We start from the raw sequence: 22,835 nt of genomic DNA, 5'->3' as shown, positions 1-22,835 counted from the left end.
CAGCGCTACCGCAGCGGCCTTCGATCAGGGAGAATCGACCGGTCCCCTCCAGCCGACGGGACGTCCTTACAACCCGCCGACTGGAGAGAGCGCGCGTGGAAGCTACCGTACATTTCATCAACAGCATCATCTGGAGCAAGGCACTGATCTTCGTGTGCCTGGGCGCCGGCCTGTTCTTCAGCCTGCGCACGCGCTTCATGCAGATCCGCGGCTTCCTCGAGATGTGCCGCCTCACCGTCAAGGGTGAGAAATCCGACGCCGGTGTGTCGTCCTTCCAGGCCCTGGCCATGTCGATGGCCGGGCGCATGGGTATCGGCAACATCGCCGGCGTGGCCACCGCCATCGCCTTCGGCGGCCCCGGTGCGATCTTCTGGATGTGGGTGATGGGCTTCCTCGGCGCATCCACCTCGTACGTGGAATGTACGCTGGCACAGATCTACAAGACCAAGGACGCCGAAGGCCGCTACCGTGGTGGCCCGGCGTACTACATCGAAAAGGCCATGGGCCTGAAGTGGTACGCGCTGGTCTTCGCCATTGCCACGATCATTGCGGCCGGTTTCCTGATGCCCGGCGTGCAGGCCAACGCCATCGCCGACAGCATCATCAACGCCTGCCGTGGCACCGCGCTGTGTGGTCCGCTGGATGGCCAGACGATGGGCATGGAGTCGGTGCAGGCGCTGAAGCTGGGCATCGGCATCGTGGTGGCGCTGCTGCTGGGCGTGGTGATCTTCGGCGGCGTCAAGCGCATCGCCAACTTCGCCGAAGTGGTGGTGCCGTTCATGGCGGCAGCCTTCATCCTGACCGCCATCGTCATCATGATCATCAACTACGATCGCGTGCCGGAGATGTTCGGCATCATCTTCAGCAGCGCCTTCGGCACCCACGCCGCGTTCGGCGCGATGATGGGCCTGGCGGTGGAGTGGGGCATCAAGCGCGGCATCTACGCAAACGAAGCCGGCCAGGGCTCGGGCCCGCACGCGGCAGCCGCCTCGGAAGTCTCGCACCCGGCCAAGCAGGGCTACGTGCAGGCCTTCGCCATCTACTTCGACACCATGATGGTGTGCACCGCCACCGCGTTCCTGATCCTGGCCAGCGGCACCTACAACGTGTACTCGCCGGCAGGTGCCGGCGCCCCGCCGATCTTCCAGGGCCTGGCCGGCATTCCGGAAGGCGCGGGCTACGCCCAGGCGGGTGTGGAAGCCGTGCTGCCGGGCTGGGGCTCGGCGTTCGTGTCGATCGCGATCTTCTTCTTCGCCTTCACCACGATCATGGCCTATTACTACATGGCCGAAACCAACCTGACCTACGTCAACCACAACAAGAAGCGCCCGCTGACCGTGCTGGTGCTGCGCCTGGGCATCATCGGCATGGTGGTGTTCGGCGCGTTCCATAATGCAACCCTGGCCTGGGCGCTGGGTGACATCGGCGTGGGCCTGATGGCCTGGCTGAACATCATTGCCATCCTCATCATCCAGAAGCCGGCCATGCTGGCCCTGCGCGATTACGAGCGGCAGAAGAAGCTGGGCCTGGATCCGATTTTCGACCCCGATGCCCTGGGCATCAAGAACGCCGATTTCTGGCGTCAACGCAAGCTGGAGTTGTCCCGTAGTGAATGATCCCTGGAAGAATGCCCGCCGTCCGTCGTCGCGACCGCCGCGGGCCACCCCGCTGCCGCCGCGTGAGGGCGGCACCCCGCCACCGCCGGGGCGGGGCAACGACGAACTGCGCCTGTACGGCTGGAACGCCGTGCAGGCCCTGTTCGCCAAGCGCCCGCAGGCACTGCGCAAGCTGTACCTGGTGGATGCGCTGATTCCGCGCATGCAGCCTGTGTTGAAGTGGTGCGTGGCCAACCGTGTGGGCTACCGCGTGGTGGAGGAGGGCGACCTCAACAAGCTGGCCGCTACCACGCACCACGAAGGCCTGGTGGCCGACGTGCTGCGCGCGCCCGTCGTGCCGCTGGCGCAGTGGCTGGAGGATCTGGGCGAAGGCTCGGCGCTGGCGTTGTGGCTGGACGGTGTCGGCAATCCCCACAACTTCGGCGCAATCCTGCGCTCGGCCGCGCACTTCGGTGTCAAGGCGCTGCTGCTGCCGTCCGGCAGCACGCTGGCGTTGTCCGGTGCCGCCGCACGCGTGGCCGAGGGTGGTGCGGAGTCGGTGCCGCTGGTGCAGTTGCCGGAGACTGCCCAGGCGATGGCGCAGCTGCGTGCAGCCGGCTTCGGGCTGGCTGCGACCCTCGTTGAGGGTGGCGACGACGTGTTCCGCGCATCGCTGCCGTCGCGTCTTGTGTACGTGATGGGCGCTGAAGGCGAGGGCATGGACCGCAGCCTTGCCAGCGAATGCGACCTGCAGGTCTCGATTCCCGGCAGCGGCGCGGTGGAAAGCCTGAACGTGGCCTCGGCCACCGCCGTGCTGCTCGCGCAGTGGGCCAGTCGACGCATGAGGTGAGAACGGCAGGGGGCCAGGTCGAGTTGAGCTGAACCCTGGGCCGTTTGAAGTGTCTCGGCTCGGGAAGTGAACGAGCCGGGACGCTATTCCAGCAACGTACGGGCTAGAACTGCACTTTCGTCTGCCAGGAGGTTACGAGCTCCACGTTGGCGCTCAGCAACGCAAGAGCGCACGCCATCTCTCCAGCCTCGAAACATTGTCCGGGCTGGCAAGTGGTGTCGGCGGGATTATGCATGAGCTGGTTTCTCAGATTGCGCAGATAAGTGAGAGCTGGCTTATGCTGGTCGCTAAGCGGTCCTCCTTCACAAAGATTGTCGATGAGCTTCCAGGTTTTGGGAGATTCCGCGCTTCCCGGATTCTTCATCATCCAGTGCCATCGAAGGGAGGATTCGATGACGAACCACGACAGGACGAACGACATTCTGTAGTCGTTGTCGGAGTATGCAGTTTTGGCTTTGAGTAGATAAGAGAGCCAGGTAACGCGATGTTCGTCGCGTGCAATGAGCGCGAACTTCTGAAGCGCAAGACGCGCAACCTCCACATCAACTACCTCGTGTGGAATCCTCCAGCCGGGTGCTTCGAGAGGAGACGGGGCCAGTGCGCCGTCGGAAACCCATCGCGACATTGCATGCATGACCGTCGTCAAGGTGCGGGCGCTGCCAAAACTGACGTTCACCGGGAAGCCATCGAGAAATCCGATCTTGCAGATGTCGTTAGCACGGGTTGCTGTAGCGGAAACTTCGTAGGAGTCCGGATGCTTTATCGACTCTGATTCCAGGCACAACTGCAGTGCGTTGGCGTAATCCAGATGTCGATCCATCCATAGCGCGGACTGATCAAAATCACCTGCAACGCTCATGTCTGGTGTGGTTCGAGAAAGGTGATGCACGTGCAAAAGCATTAGACCGTTGACGCAGATTGCCGCATCGAATTGATCGGTCTGAAGGCTTGCCCTCACCTCCGGAATAATGCCGCGCAGGCAATCATTCTGTTCGGGATCGTAGATGTCGATGCGTTCTCCCAGCCAGAATGGATGGGCGCTGTGGAATCCCAAGTGGAATTCCATTTTGTCGAGCATTTCGAAACCTTCCATGGGCATTTTCCTTGATGATGGGATGCCTTCATGCGGGAGGGCGGCAGATGAAAGGAAGAGGAGAAGACGCCAAACCTGAAAATTGGCGTCTTCCGTCGTCACCGCATCATTCGTTCGGCGGCGTGGTCGCCTTGGCTTCGCTGCCGAAGTTGCCATCGGCCTCTGCCGCCAGGTACGCGAACACGGTGTATGCAGCCACGTTCTGCGCCAGCGCCTTCGGGTCGATCTTGTCCAGCGTGTCGTCGGCGGTGTGGTGCAGGTGGAAGTAGTCCGAGCCGTCCTGCGCCAGCCATGCCCACGCGCCACCCTTGGCGGCCAACGGGCCGACGTCCGGGCCCGGGCCACCCTTGTCGGCCTGGTACTCGATGCCCAGCGGCTTCATCACTTCGGCAATCTGCTTCGTCGCTTCGCGCGAGCCTTCCGGGTTCGGCGAACCGGTATTGAAGGCATAGATGCGGCCGGCACCGAAGTCACTCTCGGCCGCCAGCTGGTGCAGGGCCACGTCCTTGGCATGCGCCTCGGCGTAGGCCTTGCCGCCATACAGGCCCTGTTCTTCGTTGGCGAAGGCGATCACGCGGATGGTGCGCTTCGGCGCCTGCTTGAGCTGGCCGATCAGATGGCCCGCAGCCATGGTGATGCCCACGCCTGCGCCGTCATCCACCGCGCCGGTGCCCAGATCCCAGGAATCCAGGTGGCCGCCGATCACCACCACTTCCTTCGGCAGGCTGCGGCCGGTGATCTCACCGATCACGTTGTACGAGGTGGCGGTGCCATCCCAACCGCAGTCCAGCGCCACCTTCACCGTGGTGCTGCCACGTGCCAGCAGGCGGGCCAGCTGGTCGGCGTCGGGCACCGACAGTGCTGCAGACGGCACCGGGGTCAGGCCGTCGTCGAAGCGGGTGATGCCGGTGTGCGGCACGCGGTGCGAGTCGGTACCGGCCGAGCGCATCAGGAAACCGATCGCGCCCTTGCGGATTGCTTCGGACGGGCCCTTGCTGCGGATCGCGCCACCACGGCCATAGTCGCGGCCATCGCGGAACGGCAGCATCTGGTAATCGACGAACGCGATCTTGCCCTTCAGCGAACCGGCCGGTGCGGCCTGCAGTGCGGCCAGGTCGGCGAAGCGGACCACTTCGGCTTCAACGGTGCCGCCCGGGCTGCCACCCAGCGCCGTGATCTGCAGCGGCTGCGGGTTCCTGCCGGTCACCGCGGCGTGTTCACTGCGGCGCTCCCACTTCGGGAACGTCACCGGTTCCTTCCACACCTTGTCGAAGCCGAGGGCCTTGAACTTGGCTTCGGCCCAGGCCACGGCGCGGGCGTCGGCTTCGCTGCCGGCGATGCGCGGGCCGATTTCGGTGGTGAGCGATTCAACCACCTTCCAGCCGGTGTCATCGGCCAGCGCCTGGTCGCGCAGCTGCGCAGCGGTGGACAGCGACGCCGGGGGCAGGGTGGTGGTGTGCGGCGCCGCGAAGGCCGGGGCGGCCAGCAGGGCGAGGGAGGATGCGATGGCAAGGACGCGGCGACGCATGGACAGCTCCGGGAAGGGACCAAGCCTTGGAGCTTAACAGTCGTTCAGGCCGGCGCATGGGCGGGAGGTCATGGCTGCCGCGAACGCTGTTTTCCGCCACGTCCGGCAAAGCGAAAGCCCCGCCAGGGCGGGGCTTTCGTGCAGTCGCGGTAGTGCCGGCCGCTGGCCGGCTCCCGCATGTTCCGATGTTGCCGGCCAGCGGCCGGCACTACCGGTAGGCGGCCTTACTTCTTCAGGCTGTCGCGGATCTCGCGCAGCAGCACCACTTCCTCGGCCGGTGCGGCCGGGGCGGCTTCCTGCTTGCGCGACAGGCGGTTGATCGTCTTGACCACCAGGAAGATGGCGAAGGCCACGATCACGAACTGGATCAGCGTATTGATGAAGTCGCCGTAGCCGATCACCACGGCCGGGATTTCCTTGCCGTCGGCACCGATGCTGGCCGGTGACAACGTCCACGCCAGCTGCGAGAAATCCACCTTGCCGATCAGCATGCCCAGCGGCGGCATGATGATCTTCTCGACCAGTGCGGTCACGATCTTGCCGAAGGCCGCGCCGATCACCACGCCGACGGCGAGGTCGATGACGTTGCCGCGCATCGCGAATTCCTTGAACTCGGTGAGCATTCCCATTGTTGTTTTTCTCCGGTGGGGGAAGTGGACAGCGCGCAGGGTAGCGCAGGTGATGTCAGCCGGCGATCACGCCGTGGCGCTCGGCCACGTTTTCCAGGCGGGCACTGAAGCGGTCGCCGGGCTTCAGCGCGGCCACTCCGGACGGGGTACCCATGAACACCAGGTCGCCGGCACGCAGCTGCCACAGCTTGGACAGCTCATGCAGAATCTCCGGCACGTTCCAGATCATCTGGTCCAGCAGCGCCTGCTGGCGCACTTCGCCGTTGACCTCCAGCGACAGGTTCAGCGCGGCCAGGTCGCCGACTTCCTCGGCGTGGACGATTTCACTGATCGGCGCGGAAGCATCGAAGCCCTTGGCCGCATCCCACGGGTGGCCCTTGTCCTTGGCGGCGGCCTGCAGGTCGCGGCGGGTCAGGTCCAGTCCAACGGCATAGCCGTAGACCAGCGCCTCGGCGTCGGCCATGGCCAGCTCGCCCACGGGCGCGTCACGGCCGATCGCCACCACCAGCTCCACTTCGTGGTGCAGGTTGGCGGTTGCCGGGGGATAGGGAATGGCATCGTCGTGGCCGACCACGATCGCATCGGCCGGCTTGCTGAAGAACATCGGACGGCCGCGATCGTCGGCCGCCGGCACTGCTGCGCCCATTTCGCGGGCATGGTCGGCGAAGTTGCGGCCGACGCAGTAGATACGGTGCACGGGGAAACTGCCGCCACCGGCTACCGGCACACGCGGCAGGGCTACGGCAGGGATCACATCGGAGACATCGGACATGCGGGCATCCAGGAAGGGCGTGCCCGCAGTCTAGAACGCATGGCGCCCGCCGTCAGCGGGCGCGGAGGGCGTGGATCAACGCGAGGCCGGCAGCACCGGCTTGCGCACCACGCGGTACTCGCCTTCGACCACGGTCGGATCGACCGGACGGGCAACGCCCGGCTTGCGCGAGGCCAGCAGCTTCCACGCCAGGCCGACCAGGATCATCGCCGCACCGACGAACACGCCGATGAACACCATCGCCGCCAGGATCGCCAGGCCAAGCAGGCCCACGGCAACGCGCACCAGCGGGTGACGCGGCTTGCGCGGCGCGAACAGGGTGCGGAACTGGTTGAAGGCGGATGCGCGATTGAACATGGCGGCTCGATAGGCTGGGATCAGCGAAACCAGAGTATCGGGAGGTGCCACTGTCATTGAGTGAAAAACTCGTTAAATATAGCCTGTGCTTATTACGAATCAATGACTTGTGTTCATGTTGCAGCCAGTCACCTGAGCGGGCGTGCGACAATGCGCGTTTACTGTCCGAGCCTTCGCCATGACTGCCGCCGCTGCCCTGATCGCCCTTGATGCCATTGCCGATGGCGCGTTTGCCGAGGTCGAAGCGGTGGTTGATGGCGATGCCGAATCGCTGGTGCTGTACCGCGATGGCGCGCAGGTGCGCGCGTTCCTGAACATCTGCCCGCACGCCGGCCGTCGCCTGGACTGGGCGCCGGGCCAGTTCCTGAAGAGCCGCGAGGGCCACCTGGTGTGCGCCGCCCACGGCGCTTCGTTCGCGCTGGACAGCGGCGACTGCATCGCCGGCCCCTGCAAGGGCGACCGCCTGCGCGCGGTGCCGGTGGACGTGCGCGACGGGCAAATCTACCTGGCCTGACCTATCGGTGTGCGGACCAACGGTCCGCACCCACCGGATCAACAGATATCCAGAGATCCATCCACGCATGGCGTGGATCTACCGTGTCGACCAAGGTCGACATCTACCAAAGCAGTGCAGGACGCCGTTCCGACAGATCGCAGAAATCTGTCGAAGGCGGGGTGGGTCCGGTTGCGGGGGCGTGAGCCGCATGGATGCGGCGACCGAGCTTACAGGGACGTACTCGCAGCGTCCCCCGCAACCGGACCCACCCCGCCATCCCACGGATAGCCCGCTGTTGCTGTTGCTTCGGCCGTTGCCGTTGCCTCTGCGGGTGCAGGGCGCAGCCCTGCCAACAAACCCAACCCTCAGAACATCAGGTTGATCATCAGCACCACCACGCAGGTGTAGATCAGCGACAGCGGGCCGCCGACCCGCCACATCTCGCGCGGGGTGTAGTTGGCCGGGCCGGTGATCATCGAAATCACCGGGTTGGAGGCCGTCATCAGATTGTTGGACGCCGACAGCGCCACGATCAGCGCGAACGCCGTCGGGTTGCCGCCCGCCGCCAGCGCCAGGTTCACCGCAATGGGCACCATCACGATGGTGGCGCCCACATGGCTGATCACCAGCGAGAACGCCGTGGTCAGCAGCGCCAGCGCCACCTCCAGTACCCATACCGGAATACCGGTGGGTAGCTTGTCGATGGTATGGCCGGCCACCCATGCCGCCGCGCCACTGGAATCCATCGCCCAGCCGAGCGGGATCAGCCCAGCCATCATGAACACTGTCTTCCAGTTGATCGAGGCGTAGGCCTCGTCCATGCGCAGCACGCCGGTCAGCAGCATGCCGGCCACGCCGGTCATCAGCGTCAGCGCCACCGGCAGCTTGCTGGTCAGCGCGATCAGGATGGTCAAGGCGAAGATCGCCATCGCGATCTTGAACTTGTGCGGGCGCTGCTCGCCGGTCGGGTAGTCGGTCACCACCACGAAGTCACGGCTGCGGGCGGCCTGCGCCAGGTCGGTCCAGATGCTGTGGAAGACCAGCATGTCGCCGGCGCGCAGCTGCATGTCGCGCACGTCCTCGCGGATCACCTGCTTGTCGCGGTTGATCGCCAGCAGGCTGATGCCGCGCTCCTTGCGCAGGCGCAGATCGGCCGCGCTCTTGCCGATCACGTTCGAGGTCGGTGGCACCACGGCCTCGGAAATGCCGGCGCGGCTGGGGTTGAACAGGTCGCCCAGGTGCTTCAGCCGCGAAGACATGCGCAGGAACTGGTTCTGCGCGAAATCGTTGATCTGCTCGCGCGGGCCCATCGCGCCGAGCACGCTGCCGACCCAGATGCGCATCTCCGCCGGTGGCGCCAGGCGGGTGTCATTGCCGGTTTTCAGGGCCAGCAGCAGCGGGGCATCGTGCAGGTTCTCGGCCTCGCCCAGGGTCATGCCCACCAGCGGGCTTTCGGCACTGACCACCAGCTCGAACACATCGCCTTCGATGCCATAGGTCTTGGCGAAGTAGCTCTCGGTGCGCGCGGGCGTGACCCCGTCGTTGACCAGGTTCTCTTCCTCGATCAGCTTGCGGTCGCCGTAGTAGCGGAAATACAGCAGCGAAGCGATCAGCAGCGCCACGCCGATCGGCAGCGGTGCGAACATGCGCAGCGGCTCGATGGTGGCCAGGCCGGAAGGCAGGTTGTTGTTGGCCGAGGCCAGCAGATCGTTCAGCAGGATCAGCGGTGAATTGCCGACCATGGTCAGCGCACCACCCATCACGATTGCCGCCGAAATGGGCAGCAGCAGGCGCTGCAGGGTCAACCCGGTGCGCGCGGCCAGTCGCGAGGCGACCGGCAGGTACAGCGCCATCACCGACGGGTTCTGCATGAAAGAGGAATTCAGGCCGGCAATGGCCGTGGTCATCATCAGCAGCCGCTGCTCGACACCATGGCCGCGCCGCAACAGCCAGGCGGCCAGCCGGTTCAGCGCCCCGGTGCGGTCCAGGCCCGCACCGAGGATGGTGGTGGCGATGATGCTCATCACCGCGTTACCGGAGAAGCCGCCGAAGATTTCCTCCGGCGCGATCAGCCCGGTGACACCGAGCACCACCAGCACCACCAGCGCGACCACGTCGGCGCGGATGCGCTCGAACAGGAACATCGCCATCGTGAAGCCGACCAGCCCGAGCACGAGCTTCATGTCGTTGGTCAGCGTCAGCGCGGTATCCATGTGGGGCGCGGTGTCCTCAGGCGATCGTCAGGTGCGGTCGTACAGCAGGTCCCAGACGCCGTGGCCGAGCTTCTGGCCGCGGGTCTCGAAGTGCGTCTGCGGCCGCCAGTCCGGGCGCGGCACGCTGCCACGCGGGCCGGCGCGGTTGACCAGGCCAGCGGTGGCGTCGAGCACGTCCCACATCTGCTCGGCATAGTCTTCCCAGTCGGTAGCGCAGTGCAGGCGGCCGCCCGGGCGCAGCTTGCGCACCAGCAGCTCGGCAAATGCAGGCTGCAGCAGGCGGCGCTTGTTGTGGCGCTTCTTGTGCCACGGGTCCGGGAAGTAGATGCGCACTTCATCCAGTGCGCCATCGGCAATCTCGTTCTGCAGCACTTCCACCGCATCGTGGTGGTACAGGCGCACGTGGTCGGCGTTGTCGTCGGCCAGCGCGTTCAGCAGCCGGCCCACGCCGGGCGCATGCACTTCGATGCCGATGTAGTCACGCGACGGATCATGCTGGGCGGCGAAGCGCAGCGCGGCACCGTTGCCGAAGCCGATTTCCAGCACCTTGTGCGCCTGGCGGCCGAAGGTGGCGTCCAGATCACGCGGCTGGCCGTTGTAGTCAATGCCGAAACGCGGCCAGCGCTCGTCGAACGCGCGCTGCTGGGCGGGGGTGAAGCGGCCCTGGCGCAACACGAAGCTGCGCACCTCGCGGCGGCCCTCGCTCACGGTGAAGGGCTTGGGCGGGGCCTTGGAACCGGCGCTGTCGAAGGGATTGGTCATCAGCCGATCAACCCATCCACCGGGGAGGAGGCGCTGGCGTAGCGCTTGCGCGGGATGCGTCCGGCCAGGAAGGCCTCGCGGCCGGCCTCGACCGCCTTGCGCATGGCGCTGGCCATCAGCACCGGGCTGCGTGCACCGGCAATGGCGGTGTTCATCAGCACGCCGTCGCAGCCCAGCTCCATCGCGATCGCCGCATCCGACGCGGTGCCCACGCCGGCGTCGACGATGATCGGCACCTTGGCGTCTTCGATGATCTGCAGCAGGTTGTACTTGTTCTGGATGCCCAGGCCCGAACCGATCGGCGCAGCCAGCGGCATCACTGCAGCGCAGCCGATCTCTTCCAGGCGCTTGGCCAGGATCGGGTCGTCGGAGGTGTAGACCATCACCTCGAAGCCGTCCTTGACCAGCTGTTCGGCGGCCTTGAGGGTCTGCACCACGTCCGGGTACAGCGACTTCTGGTCGCCCAGCACTTCCAGCTTGGTCAGGTTGTGGCCGTCCAGCAGCTCACGGGCCAGCCGGCAGGTACGCACCGCGTCTTCGGCGGTGTAGCAGCCCGCAGTGTTGGGCAGGATGGTGTAGCGCTCCGGCGGCAGCACGTCGAGCAGGTTCGGCTCGCCCGGGTTCTGCCCGATGTTGGTGCGGCGGATGGCCACGGTGACGATCTGGGCGCCTGCAGCCTCGGTGGCCAGGCGGGTTTCTTCCAGATCCTTGAACTTGCCGGTGCCGGTCAGCAGCCGCGAGCCATAGGTCTTGCCGGCGATCACCAGCGAATCGGGGGAGACATGAACGTTCATGGCGCGATTATCGCTTATCCGCCTGAAGATGGGATCACGCAATGGCGTGCAGCCAGCAGAAGGGTAAAGGTAGTGCCGGCCGCTGGCCGGCAGATGCAGGGTGCCTGACAGCGTCGGATTGCCGGCCAGCGGCCGGCACTGCCCGGGATGGCCTCAGCCCCCGCCCAGCGCGTGCACGATCTCCACCACGTCGCCTTCGGCCAGGAGATGCTCGCCATGGCGGCTGCGGCTGACGATCTCGCCGTTGACCTCCACCGCCACCCGGCGCTGCAGCAGCTGCTCGGCCTCAAGCAGGTCGTGGAGGGTCGCCGAAGCGGGCAGGGTGCGGGGTTCGCCGTTGAGCTGGATGTTCATCCCTGCATTGTCGCTGAAAGCCCGTCGGGATCGGAACGTTTGTAATTTGAACCGGGCGCCAGCTCCGGCACAGCAGGTTTCGGCGTGGTCAGGCGACAATCCATGCGGCGGCGCAGCGTGAGCAAACGGCGGCGCGGTGAAACCATTGACCGTGCGCCGGCGTACGTGCGCCGGATTCCAACTTGTTTACCCCACAGGAGTTCCTAGATGCAGCTCAGCAAACACCCGATCCGCTCCCTCATGGCGGCTGCGATCGCACTGGCCGCGCTGCCGGCCATGGCAGGCGAAAATCCGTATTCCAAGGCGGTGTTCTTCGGTGACAGCCTCACCGATGCCGGCTACTTCCGCCCGCTGCTGCCCGAGGCCACGCAGGGGCTCTCCGGCCAGTTCACCACCAACCCGGGCTGGGTGTGGTCGCAGCAGGTCGCCAATTACTACGGCCTCAACAAGGACCCCAACGGCAACGGCCAGAACGGCGACAACTACGCTGTCGGCGGCGCCCGCGTGTCGGTCGAAGGCAGCGGTGCCCTCGGCGCGATCCCTTCGTTGAAGTCGCAGGCGGCCCGCTACCTGGCGGCAAACGGTGGCAAGGCTGACCGTAACGCCCTGTATACCGTCTGGGGTGGCGCAAACGACCTGTTTGCCGCCGCCGGCGCTGCCGGTGCGGGTGCGCCGCCGGCCCAGGTGCAGGGCATCATCGGCGCGGCGGTCACCGACCAGATCGCGCTGGTCGGTGCCCTGAAGCAGGCCGGTGCCCAGTACGTGCTGGTGCCGAACCTGCCGGACGTGGGCATCACCCCGCAGTTCCGCGGCCCCAATGCAGCGGCTGCCACCGCCATGTCGGTCGGCTACAACAAGGCGCTGTATGGCGGCCTGAAGCAGGCGGGCATCGAGTTCATTCCGCTCGATACCTTCAGCATCCTGCGTGAAGTGACCGCCAACCCGGGCATGTACGGCTTCACCAACGTCACCGGCACCGCCTGCAAGATCAACCCGGCCAACACCACGGGCAGCATCATCGGCTGCAACCCGACCACCTACGTCAGCCCCGATGCGTACCAGACCTATCTGTTCGCCGATGGCGTGCATCCGACCGTTACCGGTCACCAGCTGCTGGGCCAGTACGCCGTCTCGGTGCTGGAGGCTCCGCGCCTGCAGCAGGTGCTGAGCCACTCGGCACAGACAGTCGGCCGTTCGCGTGCGGACCAGGTCAGCAACCACCTGGGCGCCCGTCCGGCCGATGGCCTGTCGTGGTGGGGTGGCGTGCGCGGTGACCTGCAGCGCTATGACCACGCCGACCTGTACGACGGCGTGGCGCCGGCCGGCCTGTTCGGTGTCGACTGGGCACGCAACGGCGTGGTGGTCGGCGGCTTCGCCGGCTTCGGTCGCATGAGTGCCGACTTCGGCAACAGCCGTGGCGATTTCACCCAGAAGGACACCACCGCCGGCCTGTTCGCTGCCTGGTATGGCGACCGCGTCTGGGTCAACGGCCAGGTCAGCTACACCTGGTTGTCGTATGACGTGAACCGCAAGGTCCAGCTGGGCCCGGCTACCCGCGAACACGGTGGCTCGCCGGACGGCAGCAACCTGACCGCTGCACTGAATGCCGGTTACGAGTTCGGCACCGAAGGTGGCTTCCGCCACGGCCCGATCGCTGCGGTGATCTGGCAGAAGGTCAAGATCGATGGTTACAGCGAAAGCGCTGCTGCGGGCACGCTGGCCACCGCCCTGGGCTACGACCGCCAGAACGTCGACTCGACCGTCGGCCGCATCGGCTGGCAGGCCCGCTTCGATGGCGGCACCGTCAAGCCGTACGTGCAGGTGACCTACGACCACGAGTTCGAGGACACCAAGCAGGCCAGCGCGTGGCTGCAGACCCTGCCGGAACTGGGCAGCTACCGCGTGCCGGGCCTGGACTTCGACAAGAACTACGCCACCGCTGTTCTGGGTGCGCGCATGGACCTGTTCGGCCTGCAGGGCAACGTTGGCCTGAGCACCACGGCCGCGCAGAAGCGCGCCCGTGACGCGACGATCTTCGCCACCGTGGGTGGCAGCTTCTGATGAATGCAACATCCCGGGCACCGCAAGGTGCCTGGGATGCCTGCACGGCAGCGCCGGGTCATGCCCGGCGGGTGCGGCGGCCACCATTGCGCAACACCGGCCGCTCCGCATAGACTTTCACCCGCAATGCGGGCGTAGCTCAATGGTAGAGCTGTAGCTTCCCAAGCGTGCGACACGAGCCGTGCCGCACGTTCAACCGACCAGGCGGTTTCCTGGCCACAGCTGTACAGATCTCGGTCTGGCAGCAAAACGTCCCCCAGCAACACGGTGGACGATACGTTGAACGGTAGGAGTACATCCCTACTGGCACGGCGAAGGCTGTGCATGCAATTGTTGGTCGTCCACCCTGCCAAGGGTTCTCGAACCAACCCGGTGTTCAGCCACCGGTAGCCAAGGAGTGGTGCGGGAGAAGTAATTCTCCGGTGCTAAGCTCTCCGTTAATGTAGCCATCCTCACGGATACGATTCTCCCGTGAGGGAGGACTCGTGACCTCGGTAGTCGTAACCGAGTAGGCGCTAGGCTGAGTATCAAGGATCAGTACAAACGAATCGCCATATAAACGTCGTCAAGCTAGACGGGCCAACTGCGACTGGGCCCTACCCAAAACGGGACGAGGTCGGATGTTTCTCTGCTTGGTAGAGACACGCTGACAATTGCACCTCCGGCGAAAAGGCGAGATCCTAGGTACTCTGTTGCATGTACGGAACGTGGTAAGCCCAACTGGTTGTCGCCTCGGCGACTAGGTTCTCCGCAAGGAGAAACGATGACCAAGTGGGTATAGGATGGTGGAGTAAGCGAACGCCTCTCTGTAATCGAGGGGATAGGGGATGAAAAGATCGCCCCAACCCGAAAGGGTGCTGACTTCCACCGGGTGGTCTGTCGCTAAACAGGCTTCGCAAACTCATACCCAACGGGGAACGACTCCCCTTTGGGGCGTCTATCCCCTGACGGGCTCTGGGCGGGTGTAGCTCAATGGTAGAGCTGTTGCTTCCCAAGCAACTGACGAGGGTTCGATTCCCTTCACCCGCTCCACTTCAGGAGGTAGATATGGACGCCATCATCGATGGTGATGTCGCCTCCTCACACCTCAGCAACTGGCACTCCATCAACTGGAAAGCCACAAGCTGCGCTGTGTCGAGGATGCAGGCAAGAATAGCGAAGGCAGCTAAGGACAAGCAGTGGCGTAGGGTTAAACGCCTACAAAAGCTACTTGTCCGCTCAACTGCAGCCAAAGCAACGGCTGTACGTCGAGTCACGGAGAACCAAGGCCGTCGTACCCCGGGTGTAGACCGTGCAACGTGGTCGACACCTGCGGCCAAGTGGAATGCCATCAACTCCTTGCAACGTAAGGGATACAAGGCAAAACCGCTTCGCCGAATCCACATCCCCAAGGCCCGAGGTGGCACCCGCCCTCTCGGTATACCGACGATGAAAGATCGAGCAATGCAGGCGCTGTATCTGTATGCACTCGACCCCGTCGCCGAAGCTTATGGGGACATTCACTCATACGGGTTCCGTAGTTTCAGGTCGACAGCCGACGCTGCCGCCCACCTGAAGACCTGTCTGAGCACGAAGACCAGCTCACGCTGGGTGATGGAAGGGGATATCAAAGGTTGCTTCGACAACATCAGTCACGACTGGCTGATGAAACACGTACCAATCGACCGGCATGTGCTGTCGCAGTGGCTGAAAGCAGGCTTCATGGAAGACCGTAAGTTGTTTCCGACGGATGCGGGCACACCACAGGGCGGCATCATTTCCCCTGTGCTCGCAAACATTGTCCTTGACGGGCTGGGCCGGCTCATCGATGCGCTCCCACGCCGCAACAAGTGCAACTTCGTCCGCTACGCAGACGACTTTGTAATCACAGGAGCCTCTGCGGAGATCCTGGAACGCAAGGTCAAGCCGATCGTCGTCAAGTTCCTCGCGGAAAGAGGGCTCACGCTCTCCGAAAGCAAGACGAAGATCACGCACATGGACGAAGGCTTCGACTTCTTGGGTTGGAACTTCCGGAAATTTGGAAATCTCCTCCTTAGAAGGCCGTCGAAACAAAACACCAACGCCTTCATGGCTAAGATCCGCAGCCAGCTCCGGCTGTTGCGGGGATCCACGCAAGACGACGTGCTGCATGTCCTGAACCCGATCATTCGGGGGTGGGGTATGTATCACCAAGTTGTGAACGCCTCAGAACCGTTCGCAAGACTGGATCACCTTATCCACCACGCGGTCTGGTGTTGGGCCAAACGCCGTCACCCCACCAAAGGTCTCCGCTGGATCAAACGTCGGTACTTCCGGCGCAACAAGTCCCGCGATTGGATCTTCGGTGTCGGTAAACACACTCTGATGCGCCTGTCGTCCCTCAAGGTCGGCGAATACATCAAGGTGCGGTCTGACGTTAGCCCCTACGACCCCAAGGACGAGAGCTACTTTAATCAGCGGTTGCAATACCGCATGAAGCGCTCGCTGACCGGAAAAAGGAAACTGCTATGGCTTTGGACAAAGCAAGAGGCCAAGTGCGCCTGCTGTGGGCGGAAACTGACCAGCACCAGCTGGCACATCCACCACAAGGTTTTCAGGGTGTACGGGGGGTCTGACCGCCTCTCCAACCTTGTTTTGCTCCACACCACCTGTCACGAGCAGCTTCACGCCCGTGCCAGGCTACGGCTGTCGCCCCCTCCCATAGACGAAGGGGGTTTGTGACTGCTTGAGCCGTGTGAAGGGTAACTTTCACGCACGGTTCTGAGGGGGGAGGGTGGCCGCGAGGCCACCTTCCCACCCGACTACTGACGTGGGTTCGATTCCCATCGCCCGCTCCATGTCTCCAGGGTGTTCACCCCAGGCAGACGCGGCGCAATCGTTGAACCACACCCCAGTCCAGCGTGTGGCAACGGCGCCGGAACCTCATTCTTCAATGCGTCGGGCTGTGGCTCTTCCGAACCACAGCCCGGGTGGCTTATGCGCCTGCTTGCGCAGCCGCGTCCTTGGCCGCGGCAGTGACGGAACTCCCGAAACCGGTATAGGTCGATCCGTTGCAGTGCAGGTATGCGCGGAAGACGACGCCATTCAACTCGGCGTTGTCAAAATAGCAGTGCGTACCGGTCTTGGATGATTTCTTCACAAGCCGCATTGCCATTGCGTTTGAATCGTCGACGCTGGAGCCAAGACCGGCAACGCTCCAGGACTGGCCCGGGCGGTTGCAGGTGTAGGGATACTTATAGCCATGCGCCGACCCATAGTAGTAGTCGACATTGCACCAGGCCTGCGTCGCCGCCAGGTTGATGGCCAGCTCAAGCACGTTCTGTCCCGCAGTAGTGGTCGTCATGCCATAGGCGGAAAGCGGAGAGGAACTGCATTCCGCTTTGATGCCAACACCCGGTGCCGGGATGCTGACATAGGGATCGCGTGCGAAGACACTGCAGACGGGTCCTTCCTCGGCGACGGCAAGGAAGCCATTGGCGTTGGCCGTCGCAGCATCGATATTGCTGCCAACGCCAGCGACCGTTCCATTCGTGCCGCAGCGCCGGATCACCACCCCTCCGCCGTTCGGCAGCATGTCCATGCCGGGGTCGCAGATGCCAGGCCCGATCGAGGATGCCCCTGCCGGTCCGGTGTAATCACGTTCGGCGTTTGCGGCCATCGGGGCCTGCGCGGAAAGCAGTGCAAGCATCAGCGGAAAAGAAATCGCAGCCATTCAAAACCTCGAATCCATGAGTGAGTCGTGACGCTAGCAGAGGCGCAATTCTGGAAAACTGGAATTCGACCAATCCGCCACTGCTGCAAGCCAGTGATTCGATTCAGAATGCCCACGCCCATGGAAATGTGCGGTAGTTCGCGCTGCGTCTCCGGCTGCGCGGCTGCTGCGGCTGGCTCCTGCAACCTCCGCTGTCTGCCGGGCCTGCCGGGCCGCAGGGTTCAGTTGGTGCTGGGCTTGGGGATGCTAAAAGATCGTTAACCCTTGCCTCCCATCGTCCGCTGCCCGGAGCGCGAATGATCCCCGCACTTTTGCCCCTCAGGCGTTGCTTTGATTTTTCAGGGCGATCCAACCGGAAGGAGTTCTGGTCATACTCCCTGTCTGCTGCCCTTGTGGTGGCAGTGGGCTACACCTTGATGGACGGCGGATACTGGCTGACGGGCACCGTGCTGCTCGACGGGGAGGCCTTCGAGCCATTCCGGACGCTGGGGTGGGTCATGACGGTCTGCGCGGTCATCGTCCTCCTTCCGCCCATGCTGGCCCTGGCCGTTCGACGACTGCACGACATCGACGAGTCCGGCTGGTACGTCGTGATCGCGTTCATCCCGTTGGGCGTATTCGTCCTCTTCCCGGTCATGCTTCTGCCGGGCAACGAGGAAGAGAATCGATTCGGCGGTGTTTCCGGCCTGCCAGGTGCCTGACTCAACGCCGGGCGAAGTCCACCAGGTCGGAAGGGTAGTGGGGGCAGGTGCGTAGCGTGGCGTCGTCACCGCCATACAGCACCACCAGCGCAGCCACTTCAAATGCCCAGTAGCCCCAAGCGTTCGGCCCGATCAGGCGCCGGGTCCGCTTCTGAGCCTTTGGCGGCAGCAGGAAGAAGTCGCGGTACTGCACCTGCAGGTAGCCGGCCAGCAGTGAAGGGTCGAACGCTTCAGCGTCGCGCAGCGGCGCGAACAGCTCGGCGAACGGTCGCGGATGAAAGACCTCATCACTGGCTTCCACCAGGCCCAGCGCCGGCGCGCTGAGGTAGTCCAGCACGCGGTCGGTGTCGAAACAGAGCACCTTCTCCACCAGCGCCGGCAGGCGTTCCTGCGCATCCAGCAGCACGCCCAGTGACAACAGCTGCAGTGCGTATTCGTAGTGCTGCGTTGTACGCGATTGCAACGACGCAGCCAGCGCGATGTCGTGGCCTTGCTGTTGCAGGCTGTCCCGGGCAAGGGCCAGCAAACGCGCATGCTCGAGCCAGAGATCTGCTACGTCGGCATGCATCTGCTGCAACGCCGTGGGGGCGAAGCCGCGGTCAACGCCTTTCAGCAGCAGGTTGCTGCCGGTCTGTGCAACCGTCTCCCAGCCGTAGGCATGCTCCAGGGCCGCATGTCCCTGCAGCGGTTCCTGCACAGATTCACCGCCATTGCGCGCATGGCGTGCAAGCAAGGCCATGCCTGCGTTCCAGTCCGCCTGCCAATCCGGCAGGCGAAGCGTGCGGCGCGGCTGGCCCGGGGCCTTGGCCAGTGCTCTCCATCGCGGCAGCATGTCCTGCAGCAGATTCCGGCGATTCACGGCAGTCATCGATTGCATCATCAGCGAGAGTCTAGCGGCATTGCCGGTTCGAACCCATTGCCTGGCACAGCGTTGAAGGTTTGAATGGTGCACAGTCGCCGCCGCCCAGCCTGCATGACCGTTGATCGAATCGCCCTCCGCCGCTTCACCCAGTGGCTGCCGTTCCTGATATGGGTAGCGATCTGCGTGGTGTGGTGGTCGCCTTGGGGTGTGGTCGTTGGCCTGGCCGCATGCCTTGCCCTGGGCGGCGTGCTGCAGCACTTCGATCTGGTCGGCGATGCCGTAGGGGGCGCACTGCTGCGCTCGCGGGCGAAGCTGCCCTTCGCCACCCGGCCGCCCACGCATGATGTCCTGTTGGATTGGGGCGAGCTGGGCATGGGCGGGCCGGCCTACGGCACCCTGATGCTGCGCGATGGCGCCATTGTCGAGGGCGTATCCACCGCAGGCAGCCACGATGCCAGCGGCGAGTGGCTGGCGCTGGCGGGCAGCGCGCTGCGTGTGGCCAGTGGCTACAGTGATCGCAGCGAAGCGGTGATCGTCTACGACGAAGCGGACAAGAGGGTGATGCACCTGCTGTCGATTGTTCCCAGCCTGTTCTGGCAGGAACTGCACGAGCGCCGGCAGCTTGGCGGGGATGCAGAAGCCGCGATGTGGTTGCGGGATATTCCCAGTCGATCGACCACGCTGCGCCCCTGCCGGGGTCTATGGCTGGAACAGGAGCATCCGGCGCTGGCCGCCGGGGTGCCGCAGGTGTTGCGGCATGTCCTGCCTGATGCCCGGGTGCTGAAGGCCATCCCGCTGCTTCCCGACGACCTGCGCCTGACTGCGCATCCGACCTTGTTCGCGCGCATCTGCCCGTACGCGCTCTGTCTTGATGGCGCGCCCAGTGACCGTCACGTCTGCGATCTGGAGACGGTCATTGCCAGCCCGTCCGGTCGATGCGTGGTGGTGGCGGGAAGCGTGCTTGATGGGGATCTGCGTCCCATCGAGGGCGTATGGCTCGTTCACTGGCAGGGGCGTTGGCAGGCCATTGGCCGCCGTGCGATGGGCGGCACTGGCAAGACCCGGAGTGGGGCCTGGATCGATGTGATCGCGGTCGGCGATGACGGAACGCTTCGCTGCGAAGCCTATGAGGAACACTGGACGTTCGAGGCGATCACACGCGTCCCCACGCCACACACGGCATTGGCGCTGCCTGTGGAATGGCGGGAAACCGCATTGGCCGTGCGTGTCCGCGATGGGGGCTTCTCGCTGCGCCTGCCCCGCGCGGATCAGCGGCCCTCAGTCACAGGTTAGACTGCGTCGAATCAAGCAGGGAGGTTCCGGCATGCGTCGTCGATGCAGGCCGGGAAAGCGCTGGAAAAGCTGAAGAAATGGGCTGCGGGCAGTACCGGATGCGGATGACCGGCCTTTCGTATGGCTCATGCGTCTGCCGCCTGCACCTGTTGCGCATACTCCTCGGTAAACAGCCCTGACAATGCCCGGCGCTGCTCTGCATCGATGGCGCGCGAGGCGTTGGTTGTGTAGTCGAAATGCACCATCACGCAGCGCCCGCTGGCCACCAGGGCCTCGAACTGGAACGCCTGCTGCACGATCGACAGCGAGGAGCGGCCGATGTTTTCGATGCGGGTCTCGATGCGCACTTCGTGTCCCGGCTGTATCTGCTGCAGGAAGTCGATTTCGTAGCGGCGCAGGATCAGCGTCAGGTCGCGCATGCTGGCCTCGCGGCTGAAATGACGGAAGATCTCCTGGCGACCTTCCTCGAACCAGACGGGCAGGGCGGTGTTGGTGACGTGGCCGAGTACATCCACTTCGGAGAAACGCGGAAGGATCGTCAACGGCATGAAGTCTCCGGGGTGTAGTGGGTGGGGTCTCCGGCGACGATGCTGCCATCGCCGGAGACAGTGCGGCGACTACCGGCTGTCAGTCTGAGTAGAAGCCGTTGCCGAGGGTGCCGGGCAGGCCGGGTTCCGGCCACGGCATCAGTGACGTGCAGGCGTCATACAGCGTGCAGAAGTCCTGCCGCAGTTGTGCAGGCACCCAGCTGCCATAGGAAACGTCGGTCGAGTCGCCCTGGCAGGCGTAGGAAACATCGATCCAGCGGGTATTGGCGTGTGAGGCAACGCCCTGGTGCTGTGTCTTGCCCGTGCAGTAGCGCAGGCCCTGCCCGATCAGGGTGTTGTTGGCATCGAAGTAGAGCCGGGAGACTGCGTGGGTTGGCGCAGCCTGTACGTGTGCGGCGCTCCCCATCAGGCCAAACAGCAACAACAGCGGAATTCCCATTCGCATCTGTGGTTCTCCTTGGGTTGTGTAAGCCGGCCGTGTCCTGTCCTGTAGCCGGCAACAGCCATCTTCGCACAGCCCCGGCAGGCACGCAGATGCGGCGGCCTGCAGGGCATCATCCGCCCGCCACACGCCCGCGCTATGCTGCGCGCCTGCCGTCCGATCGTGCCGCGATGAAGCTCGCCATCCTGTCCCGCAACAGCTCCCTGTACTCCACCCGCCGGCTGGTCGAGGCGGCCCGCGCGCGCGGCCACACCGTTCGCATCCTCGACCCGCTGCGCTGCTACATGCGCATCGCCGCCGATGGTTTTTCGATGCACTACAAAGGCCGGCCGATGACCGGCGTGGACATGGTCATCCCGCGCATCGGCGCCTCGATCACCCGCTATGGCACCGCCGTGCTGCGCCAGTTCGAGCTGATGGGCGCGCGCACTCCCAACCCGTCCGATGCGATCCTGCGTTCGCGCGACAAGCTGCGCGCGCACCAGTTGCTGGCAGCCAAGGGCATCGACATGCCGGTCACCGTGTTCGGCGACAACCCCGATGACACCGTCGACCTGCTGTCCATGCTCGGCCCGCCGCCGCACGTGGTGAAGCTCAACGAGGGCACCCAGGGACGGGGCGTGATCCTCACCGAGAAGGCCAGCGCTTCGCGTGGCATCGTCGAGGCCCTGCGGGGCCTGTACGCCAACTTCCTGATGCAGGAGTTCATCGGCGAAGCCAAGGGTGCCGACCTGCGCTGCTTCGTGGTCGGTGACCAGGTGGTGGCGTCGATGCAGCGCCAGGCGCCGGAGGGTGACTTCCGCTCCAACCTGCATGCCGGCGGCACCGCGGTGGCGGCCAAGGCCAGCCGCGCCGAACAGCAGGTGGCGGTGCGTTCGGCCAAGGCGCTGGGCCTGTCGGTCTGTGGCGTGGACCTGATCCGCTCCGCGCGTGGCCCGCTGGTGCTGGAGGTCAACTCCACACCAGGGCTGGAGGGCATCGAAGCCGCCTGCGGGGTGGATGTGGCCACGCGTATCATCGAGCACGTCGAGAAGATCAAAAAATCATGATTAATCAATGGCTTGAAATTCTCATGGGCAAATGAGGCCGGCTTTAACACGCCTTTAATCGGCGTCGGCGTAGCCTTCAGCGAACCGCAGCTCTGCCTCTCAGCAGGATCGGTATCGGGATACGACTTCAGACCCAGGCGGGGCCCCGCCTGGGTCTTTTTTATGCCGCCGGAAGTCCCTTGTGGAGGCAGCGTGACGGCCGTAGAGTGGCGCCCATCGTTCCTGGATGGATCCGGAGGCTGGCGATGTACCGCATCACGATGATCGCGTTGTTGCTGGGGCTGTCTGGTGCTGTCTCCGCCAAGCCGGAGAAGACCGCCATACAGATGGATGGGCAGGCCCCGGTGGCCGAGCAGGTCCGGCGGGTTGAGAAGGCCCTCGATGACGGCGAGTACAACGAGATTTCCGCCGATGACCGCGCCCAGGTGCAGCAGGCACTGGCGCGCATCACCCAGCGCATGGGCGACCACCGCACGCTTCAGGAGCTCCCGCCGCAGGTCCAGGCGGAGGTGTTCAACGACCAGGAGCGTATCAATACCGTTCTTGTCCGCGCCCACGAGGACAGCCGCCAGATCTGCCAGCACACCCGCACCACCGGCAGCAACATGCCTAAAAGCCGCTGCCTGACCGTGGCCGAGCGCCGCCGGATCGAAGAAAAGGGCAAGGCACTGCTCAACGACCAGCGCACCTTCAACAACTTCAACCCCGCCACCAACCACTAGGCCGTCCGGTGCCCCTGCGCATG

22 protein-coding genes and 1 tRNA gene are annotated in these 22,835 nt (G+C 64.5%); 10 read left to right on the top strand and 13 right to left on the bottom strand.

The annotated features are described in order from the left end of the window. Nucleotides 1–95 precede the first annotated feature (95 nt). Nucleotides 96–1,616, top strand: coding sequence for an alanine/glycine:cation symporter family protein (locus ACSYS9_RS19505; RefSeq protein ID WP_071228526.1), 1,521 nt, complete (start codon nucleotides 96–98; stop codon nucleotides 1,614–1,616). Then, complete coding sequence (locus ACSYS9_RS19500) at nucleotides 1,609–2,445, top strand: TrmH family RNA methyltransferase (RefSeq protein ID WP_071228527.1); 837 nt, start codon at nucleotides 1,609–1,611, stop codon at nucleotides 2,443–2,445. Before ACSYS9_RS19505 ends, ACSYS9_RS19500 begins: the two co-directional genes overlap by 8 nt. A gap of 103 nt (nucleotides 2,446–2,548) precedes the next feature. Here ACSYS9_RS19500 and ACSYS9_RS19495 read toward each other — a convergent pair whose 3' ends face one another. From ACSYS9_RS19495 to ACSYS9_RS19475, 5 genes are all read right to left on the bottom strand, one after another. Continuing rightward, complete coding sequence (locus ACSYS9_RS19495) at nucleotides 2,549–3,538, bottom strand: hypothetical protein (protein ID WP_071228528.1); 990 nt, start codon at nucleotides 3,536–3,538, stop codon at nucleotides 2,549–2,551. 106 nt (nucleotides 3,539–3,644) lie between these two features. Next, nucleotides 3,645–5,066: a M28 family peptidase gene (locus ACSYS9_RS19490; RefSeq protein WP_071228529.1), complete on the bottom strand. Its 1,422-nt coding sequence runs from the start codon at nucleotides 5,064–5,066 to the stop codon at nucleotides 3,645–3,647. Nucleotides 5,067–5,290: 224 nt separating this feature from the next. After that, a complete protein-coding gene (gene mscL, locus ACSYS9_RS19485; protein ID WP_032130206.1) occupies nucleotides 5,291–5,695 on the bottom strand; it encodes a large-conductance mechanosensitive channel protein MscL in 405 nt (134 codons plus the stop codon). Nucleotides 5,696–5,750: 55 nt separating this feature from the next. Continuing rightward, nucleotides 5,751–6,467, bottom strand: a complete 717-nt coding sequence (locus ACSYS9_RS19480) for a fumarylacetoacetate hydrolase family protein (protein ID WP_032130205.1) — start codon at nucleotides 6,465–6,467, stop codon at nucleotides 5,751–5,753. A 75-nt stretch (nucleotides 6,468–6,542) separates the two neighbouring features. After that, nucleotides 6,543–6,824 carry a hypothetical protein gene (locus tag ACSYS9_RS19475; RefSeq protein ID WP_005410817.1) on the bottom strand — a complete coding sequence of 94 codons (282 nt, stop codon included), beginning with the start codon at nucleotides 6,822–6,824 and terminating at the stop codon, nucleotides 6,543–6,545. Between the two features lie 178 nt (nucleotides 6,825–7,002). Here ACSYS9_RS19475 and ACSYS9_RS19470 point away from each other — a divergent pair, with 178 nt between their 5' ends. Continuing rightward, a complete protein-coding gene (locus tag ACSYS9_RS19470; RefSeq protein WP_049401603.1) occupies nucleotides 7,003–7,338 on the top strand; it encodes a Rieske (2Fe-2S) protein in 336 nt (111 codons plus the stop codon). A 347-nt stretch (nucleotides 7,339–7,685) separates the two neighbouring features. On the opposite strand, the gene ACSYS9_RS19465 is transcribed toward ACSYS9_RS19470, so the two are convergent. The 4 genes from ACSYS9_RS19465 to thiS form a co-directional block, all read right to left on the bottom strand. After that, a complete protein-coding gene (locus ACSYS9_RS19465) occupies nucleotides 7,686–9,533 on the bottom strand; it encodes an SLC13 family permease (protein ID WP_071229636.1) in 1,848 nt (615 codons plus the stop codon). A gap of 27 nt (nucleotides 9,534–9,560) precedes the next feature. Next, the gene (gene trmB, locus ACSYS9_RS19460; RefSeq protein ID WP_071229637.1) at nucleotides 9,561–10,295 is read right to left on the bottom strand and encodes a tRNA (guanosine(46)-N7)-methyltransferase TrmB; all 735 of its coding nucleotides are present in this window, start codon (nucleotides 10,293–10,295) and stop codon (nucleotides 9,561–9,563) included. Beyond that, the gene (locus ACSYS9_RS19455) at nucleotides 10,295–11,089 is read right to left on the bottom strand and encodes a thiazole synthase (protein WP_010481470.1); all 795 of its coding nucleotides are present in this window, start codon (nucleotides 11,087–11,089) and stop codon (nucleotides 10,295–10,297) included. The genes trmB and ACSYS9_RS19455 overlap by 1 nt, the downstream gene beginning before the upstream one ends. A 153-nt stretch (nucleotides 11,090–11,242) precedes the next feature. Beyond that, complete coding sequence (gene thiS, locus ACSYS9_RS19450) at nucleotides 11,243–11,443, bottom strand: sulfur carrier protein ThiS (protein WP_049401605.1); 201 nt, start codon at nucleotides 11,441–11,443, stop codon at nucleotides 11,243–11,245. A 207-nt stretch (nucleotides 11,444–11,650) separates the two neighbouring features. Here thiS and ACSYS9_RS19445 point away from each other — a divergent pair, with 207 nt between their 5' ends. The 3 genes from ACSYS9_RS19445 to ltrA all read left to right on the top strand — a co-directional run bounded on the left by ACSYS9_RS19445 (nucleotide 11,651) and on the right by ltrA (nucleotide 16,204). Continuing rightward, on the top strand, nucleotides 11,651–13,504 hold the full coding sequence (locus ACSYS9_RS19445; protein WP_032128836.1) for an autotransporter domain-containing esterase: 1,854 nt from the start codon (nucleotides 11,651–11,653) through the stop codon (nucleotides 13,502–13,504). A 958-nt stretch (nucleotides 13,505–14,462) separates the two neighbouring features. Further along, nucleotides 14,463–14,536: transfer RNA gene (locus ACSYS9_RS19440), tRNA-Gly, on the top strand. Nucleotides 14,537–14,551: 15 nt separating this feature from the next. After that, the gene (ltrA, locus tag ACSYS9_RS19435; RefSeq protein WP_071229638.1) at nucleotides 14,552–16,204 is read left to right on the top strand and encodes a group II intron reverse transcriptase/maturase; all 1,653 of its coding nucleotides are present in this window, start codon (nucleotides 14,552–14,554) and stop codon (nucleotides 16,202–16,204) included. Nucleotides 16,205–16,457: 253 nt separating this feature from the next. Here the strand turns inward: ltrA and ACSYS9_RS19430 are convergent, their stop codons facing one another. After that, nucleotides 16,458–17,195, bottom strand: a complete 738-nt coding sequence (locus ACSYS9_RS19430; protein ID WP_071229639.1) for a hypothetical protein — start codon at nucleotides 17,193–17,195, stop codon at nucleotides 16,458–16,460. A gap of 296 nt (nucleotides 17,196–17,491) precedes the next feature. On the opposite strand from ACSYS9_RS19430, the gene ACSYS9_RS19425 reads away from it, so the two are divergent. Then, nucleotides 17,492–17,896 carry a DUF805 domain-containing protein gene (locus ACSYS9_RS19425; RefSeq protein ID WP_049425112.1) on the top strand — a complete coding sequence of 135 codons (405 nt, stop codon included), beginning with the start codon at nucleotides 17,492–17,494 and terminating at the stop codon, nucleotides 17,894–17,896. Nucleotide 17,897: 1 nt separating this feature from the next. On the opposite strand, the gene ACSYS9_RS19420 is transcribed toward ACSYS9_RS19425, so the two are convergent. Further along, complete coding sequence (locus ACSYS9_RS19420; RefSeq protein WP_256201541.1) at nucleotides 17,898–18,755, bottom strand: PoNe immunity protein domain-containing protein; 858 nt, start codon at nucleotides 18,753–18,755, stop codon at nucleotides 17,898–17,900. Nucleotides 18,756–18,869: 114 nt separating this feature from the next. On the opposite strand from ACSYS9_RS19420, the gene ACSYS9_RS19415 reads away from it, so the two are divergent. Then, nucleotides 18,870–20,051 carry a hypothetical protein gene (locus ACSYS9_RS19415; RefSeq protein ID WP_256201542.1) on the top strand — a complete coding sequence of 394 codons (1,182 nt, stop codon included), beginning with the start codon at nucleotides 18,870–18,872 and terminating at the stop codon, nucleotides 20,049–20,051. Nucleotides 20,052–20,176: 125 nt separating this feature from the next. Here the strand turns inward: ACSYS9_RS19415 and ACSYS9_RS19410 are convergent, their stop codons facing one another. Together ACSYS9_RS19410 and ACSYS9_RS19405 are read right to left on the bottom strand one after the other, a co-directional pair. Next, a complete protein-coding gene (locus tag ACSYS9_RS19410; protein WP_049425109.1) occupies nucleotides 20,177–20,599 on the bottom strand; it encodes an acyl-CoA thioesterase in 423 nt (140 codons plus the stop codon). A gap of 79 nt (nucleotides 20,600–20,678) precedes the next feature. Further along, nucleotides 20,679–21,044, bottom strand: coding sequence for a hypothetical protein (locus tag ACSYS9_RS19405; RefSeq protein WP_223224661.1), 366 nt, complete (start codon nucleotides 21,042–21,044; stop codon nucleotides 20,679–20,681). A gap of 167 nt (nucleotides 21,045–21,211) precedes the next feature. Between ACSYS9_RS19405 and rimK the strand changes: the two genes are divergently transcribed. Together rimK and ACSYS9_RS19395 are read left to right on the top strand one after the other, a co-directional pair. Continuing rightward, nucleotides 21,212–22,090: a 30S ribosomal protein S6--L-glutamate ligase gene (rimK, locus tag ACSYS9_RS19400; protein WP_071229673.1), complete on the top strand. Its 879-nt coding sequence runs from the start codon at nucleotides 21,212–21,214 to the stop codon at nucleotides 22,088–22,090. Nucleotides 22,091–22,335: 245 nt separating this feature from the next. Continuing rightward, nucleotides 22,336–22,812, top strand: a complete 477-nt coding sequence (locus ACSYS9_RS19395; RefSeq protein WP_071229641.1) for a hypothetical protein — start codon at nucleotides 22,336–22,338, stop codon at nucleotides 22,810–22,812. Nucleotides 22,813–22,835: the final 23 nt, after the last annotated feature.

Source organism: Stenotrophomonas sp. STK17_22 (assembly GCF_051983905.1).
GTDB classification, from domain to species: Bacteria; Pseudomonadota; Gammaproteobacteria; order Xanthomonadales; family Xanthomonadaceae; genus Stenotrophomonas; species Stenotrophomonas maltophilia_A.
Note: the sequence above shows the minus strand (reverse complement) of the source record. Positions and strands in the feature narration are given on the sequence as shown.

Excerpts from the sequence above, each read along its gene's own strand:
- ACSYS9_RS19495 (WP_071228528.1), bottom strand. The coding sequence starts at position 3,538 with ATGGAAGGTTTCGAAATGCTCGACAAAATGGAATTCCACTTGGGATTC.
- ACSYS9_RS19490 (WP_071228529.1), bottom strand. The coding sequence starts at position 5,066 with ATGCGTCGCCGCGTCCTTGCCATCGCATCCTCCCTCGCCCTGCTGGCC.
- mscL (WP_032130206.1), bottom strand. The coding sequence starts at position 5,695 with ATGGGAATGCTCACCGAGTTCAAGGAATTCGCGATGCGCGGCAACGTC.
- ACSYS9_RS19480 (WP_032130205.1), bottom strand. The coding sequence starts at position 6,467 with ATGTCCGATGTCTCCGATGTGATCCCTGCCGTAGCCCTGCCGCGTGTG.
- ACSYS9_RS19475 (WP_005410817.1), bottom strand. The coding sequence starts at position 6,824 with ATGTTCAATCGCGCATCCGCCTTCAACCAGTTCCGCACCCTGTTCGCG.
- ACSYS9_RS19470 (WP_049401603.1), top strand. The coding sequence starts at position 7,003 with ATGACTGCCGCCGCTGCCCTGATCGCCCTTGATGCCATTGCCGATGGC.
- ACSYS9_RS19465 (WP_071229636.1), bottom strand. The coding sequence starts at position 9,533 with ATGGATACCGCGCTGACGCTGACCAACGACATGAAGCTCGTGCTCGGG.
- trmB (WP_071229637.1), bottom strand. The coding sequence starts at position 10,295 with ATGACCAATCCCTTCGACAGCGCCGGTTCCAAGGCCCCGCCCAAGCCC.
- ACSYS9_RS19455 (WP_010481470.1), bottom strand. The coding sequence starts at position 11,089 with ATGAACGTTCATGTCTCCCCCGATTCGCTGGTGATCGCCGGCAAGACC.
- thiS (WP_049401605.1), bottom strand. The coding sequence starts at position 11,443 with ATGAACATCCAGCTCAACGGCGAACCCCGCACCCTGCCCGCTTCGGCG.
- ACSYS9_RS19445 (WP_032128836.1), top strand. The coding sequence starts at position 11,651 with ATGCAGCTCAGCAAACACCCGATCCGCTCCCTCATGGCGGCTGCGATC.
- ltrA (WP_071229638.1), top strand. The coding sequence starts at position 14,552 with ATGGACGCCATCATCGATGGTGATGTCGCCTCCTCACACCTCAGCAAC.
- ACSYS9_RS19430 (WP_071229639.1), bottom strand. The coding sequence starts at position 17,195 with ATGGCTGCGATTTCTTTTCCGCTGATGCTTGCACTGCTTTCCGCGCAG.
- ACSYS9_RS19425 (WP_049425112.1), top strand. The coding sequence starts at position 17,492 with ATGATCCCCGCACTTTTGCCCCTCAGGCGTTGCTTTGATTTTTCAGGG.
- ACSYS9_RS19415 (WP_256201542.1), top strand. The coding sequence starts at position 18,870 with ATGACCGTTGATCGAATCGCCCTCCGCCGCTTCACCCAGTGGCTGCCG.
- ACSYS9_RS19410 (WP_049425109.1), bottom strand. The coding sequence starts at position 20,599 with ATGCCGTTGACGATCCTTCCGCGTTTCTCCGAAGTGGATGTACTCGGC.
- ACSYS9_RS19405 (WP_223224661.1), bottom strand. The coding sequence starts at position 21,044 with ATGCGAATGGGAATTCCGCTGTTGTTGCTGTTTGGCCTGATGGGGAGC.
- rimK (WP_071229673.1), top strand. The coding sequence starts at position 21,212 with ATGAAGCTCGCCATCCTGTCCCGCAACAGCTCCCTGTACTCCACCCGC.
- ACSYS9_RS19395 (WP_071229641.1), top strand. The coding sequence starts at position 22,336 with ATGTACCGCATCACGATGATCGCGTTGTTGCTGGGGCTGTCTGGTGCT.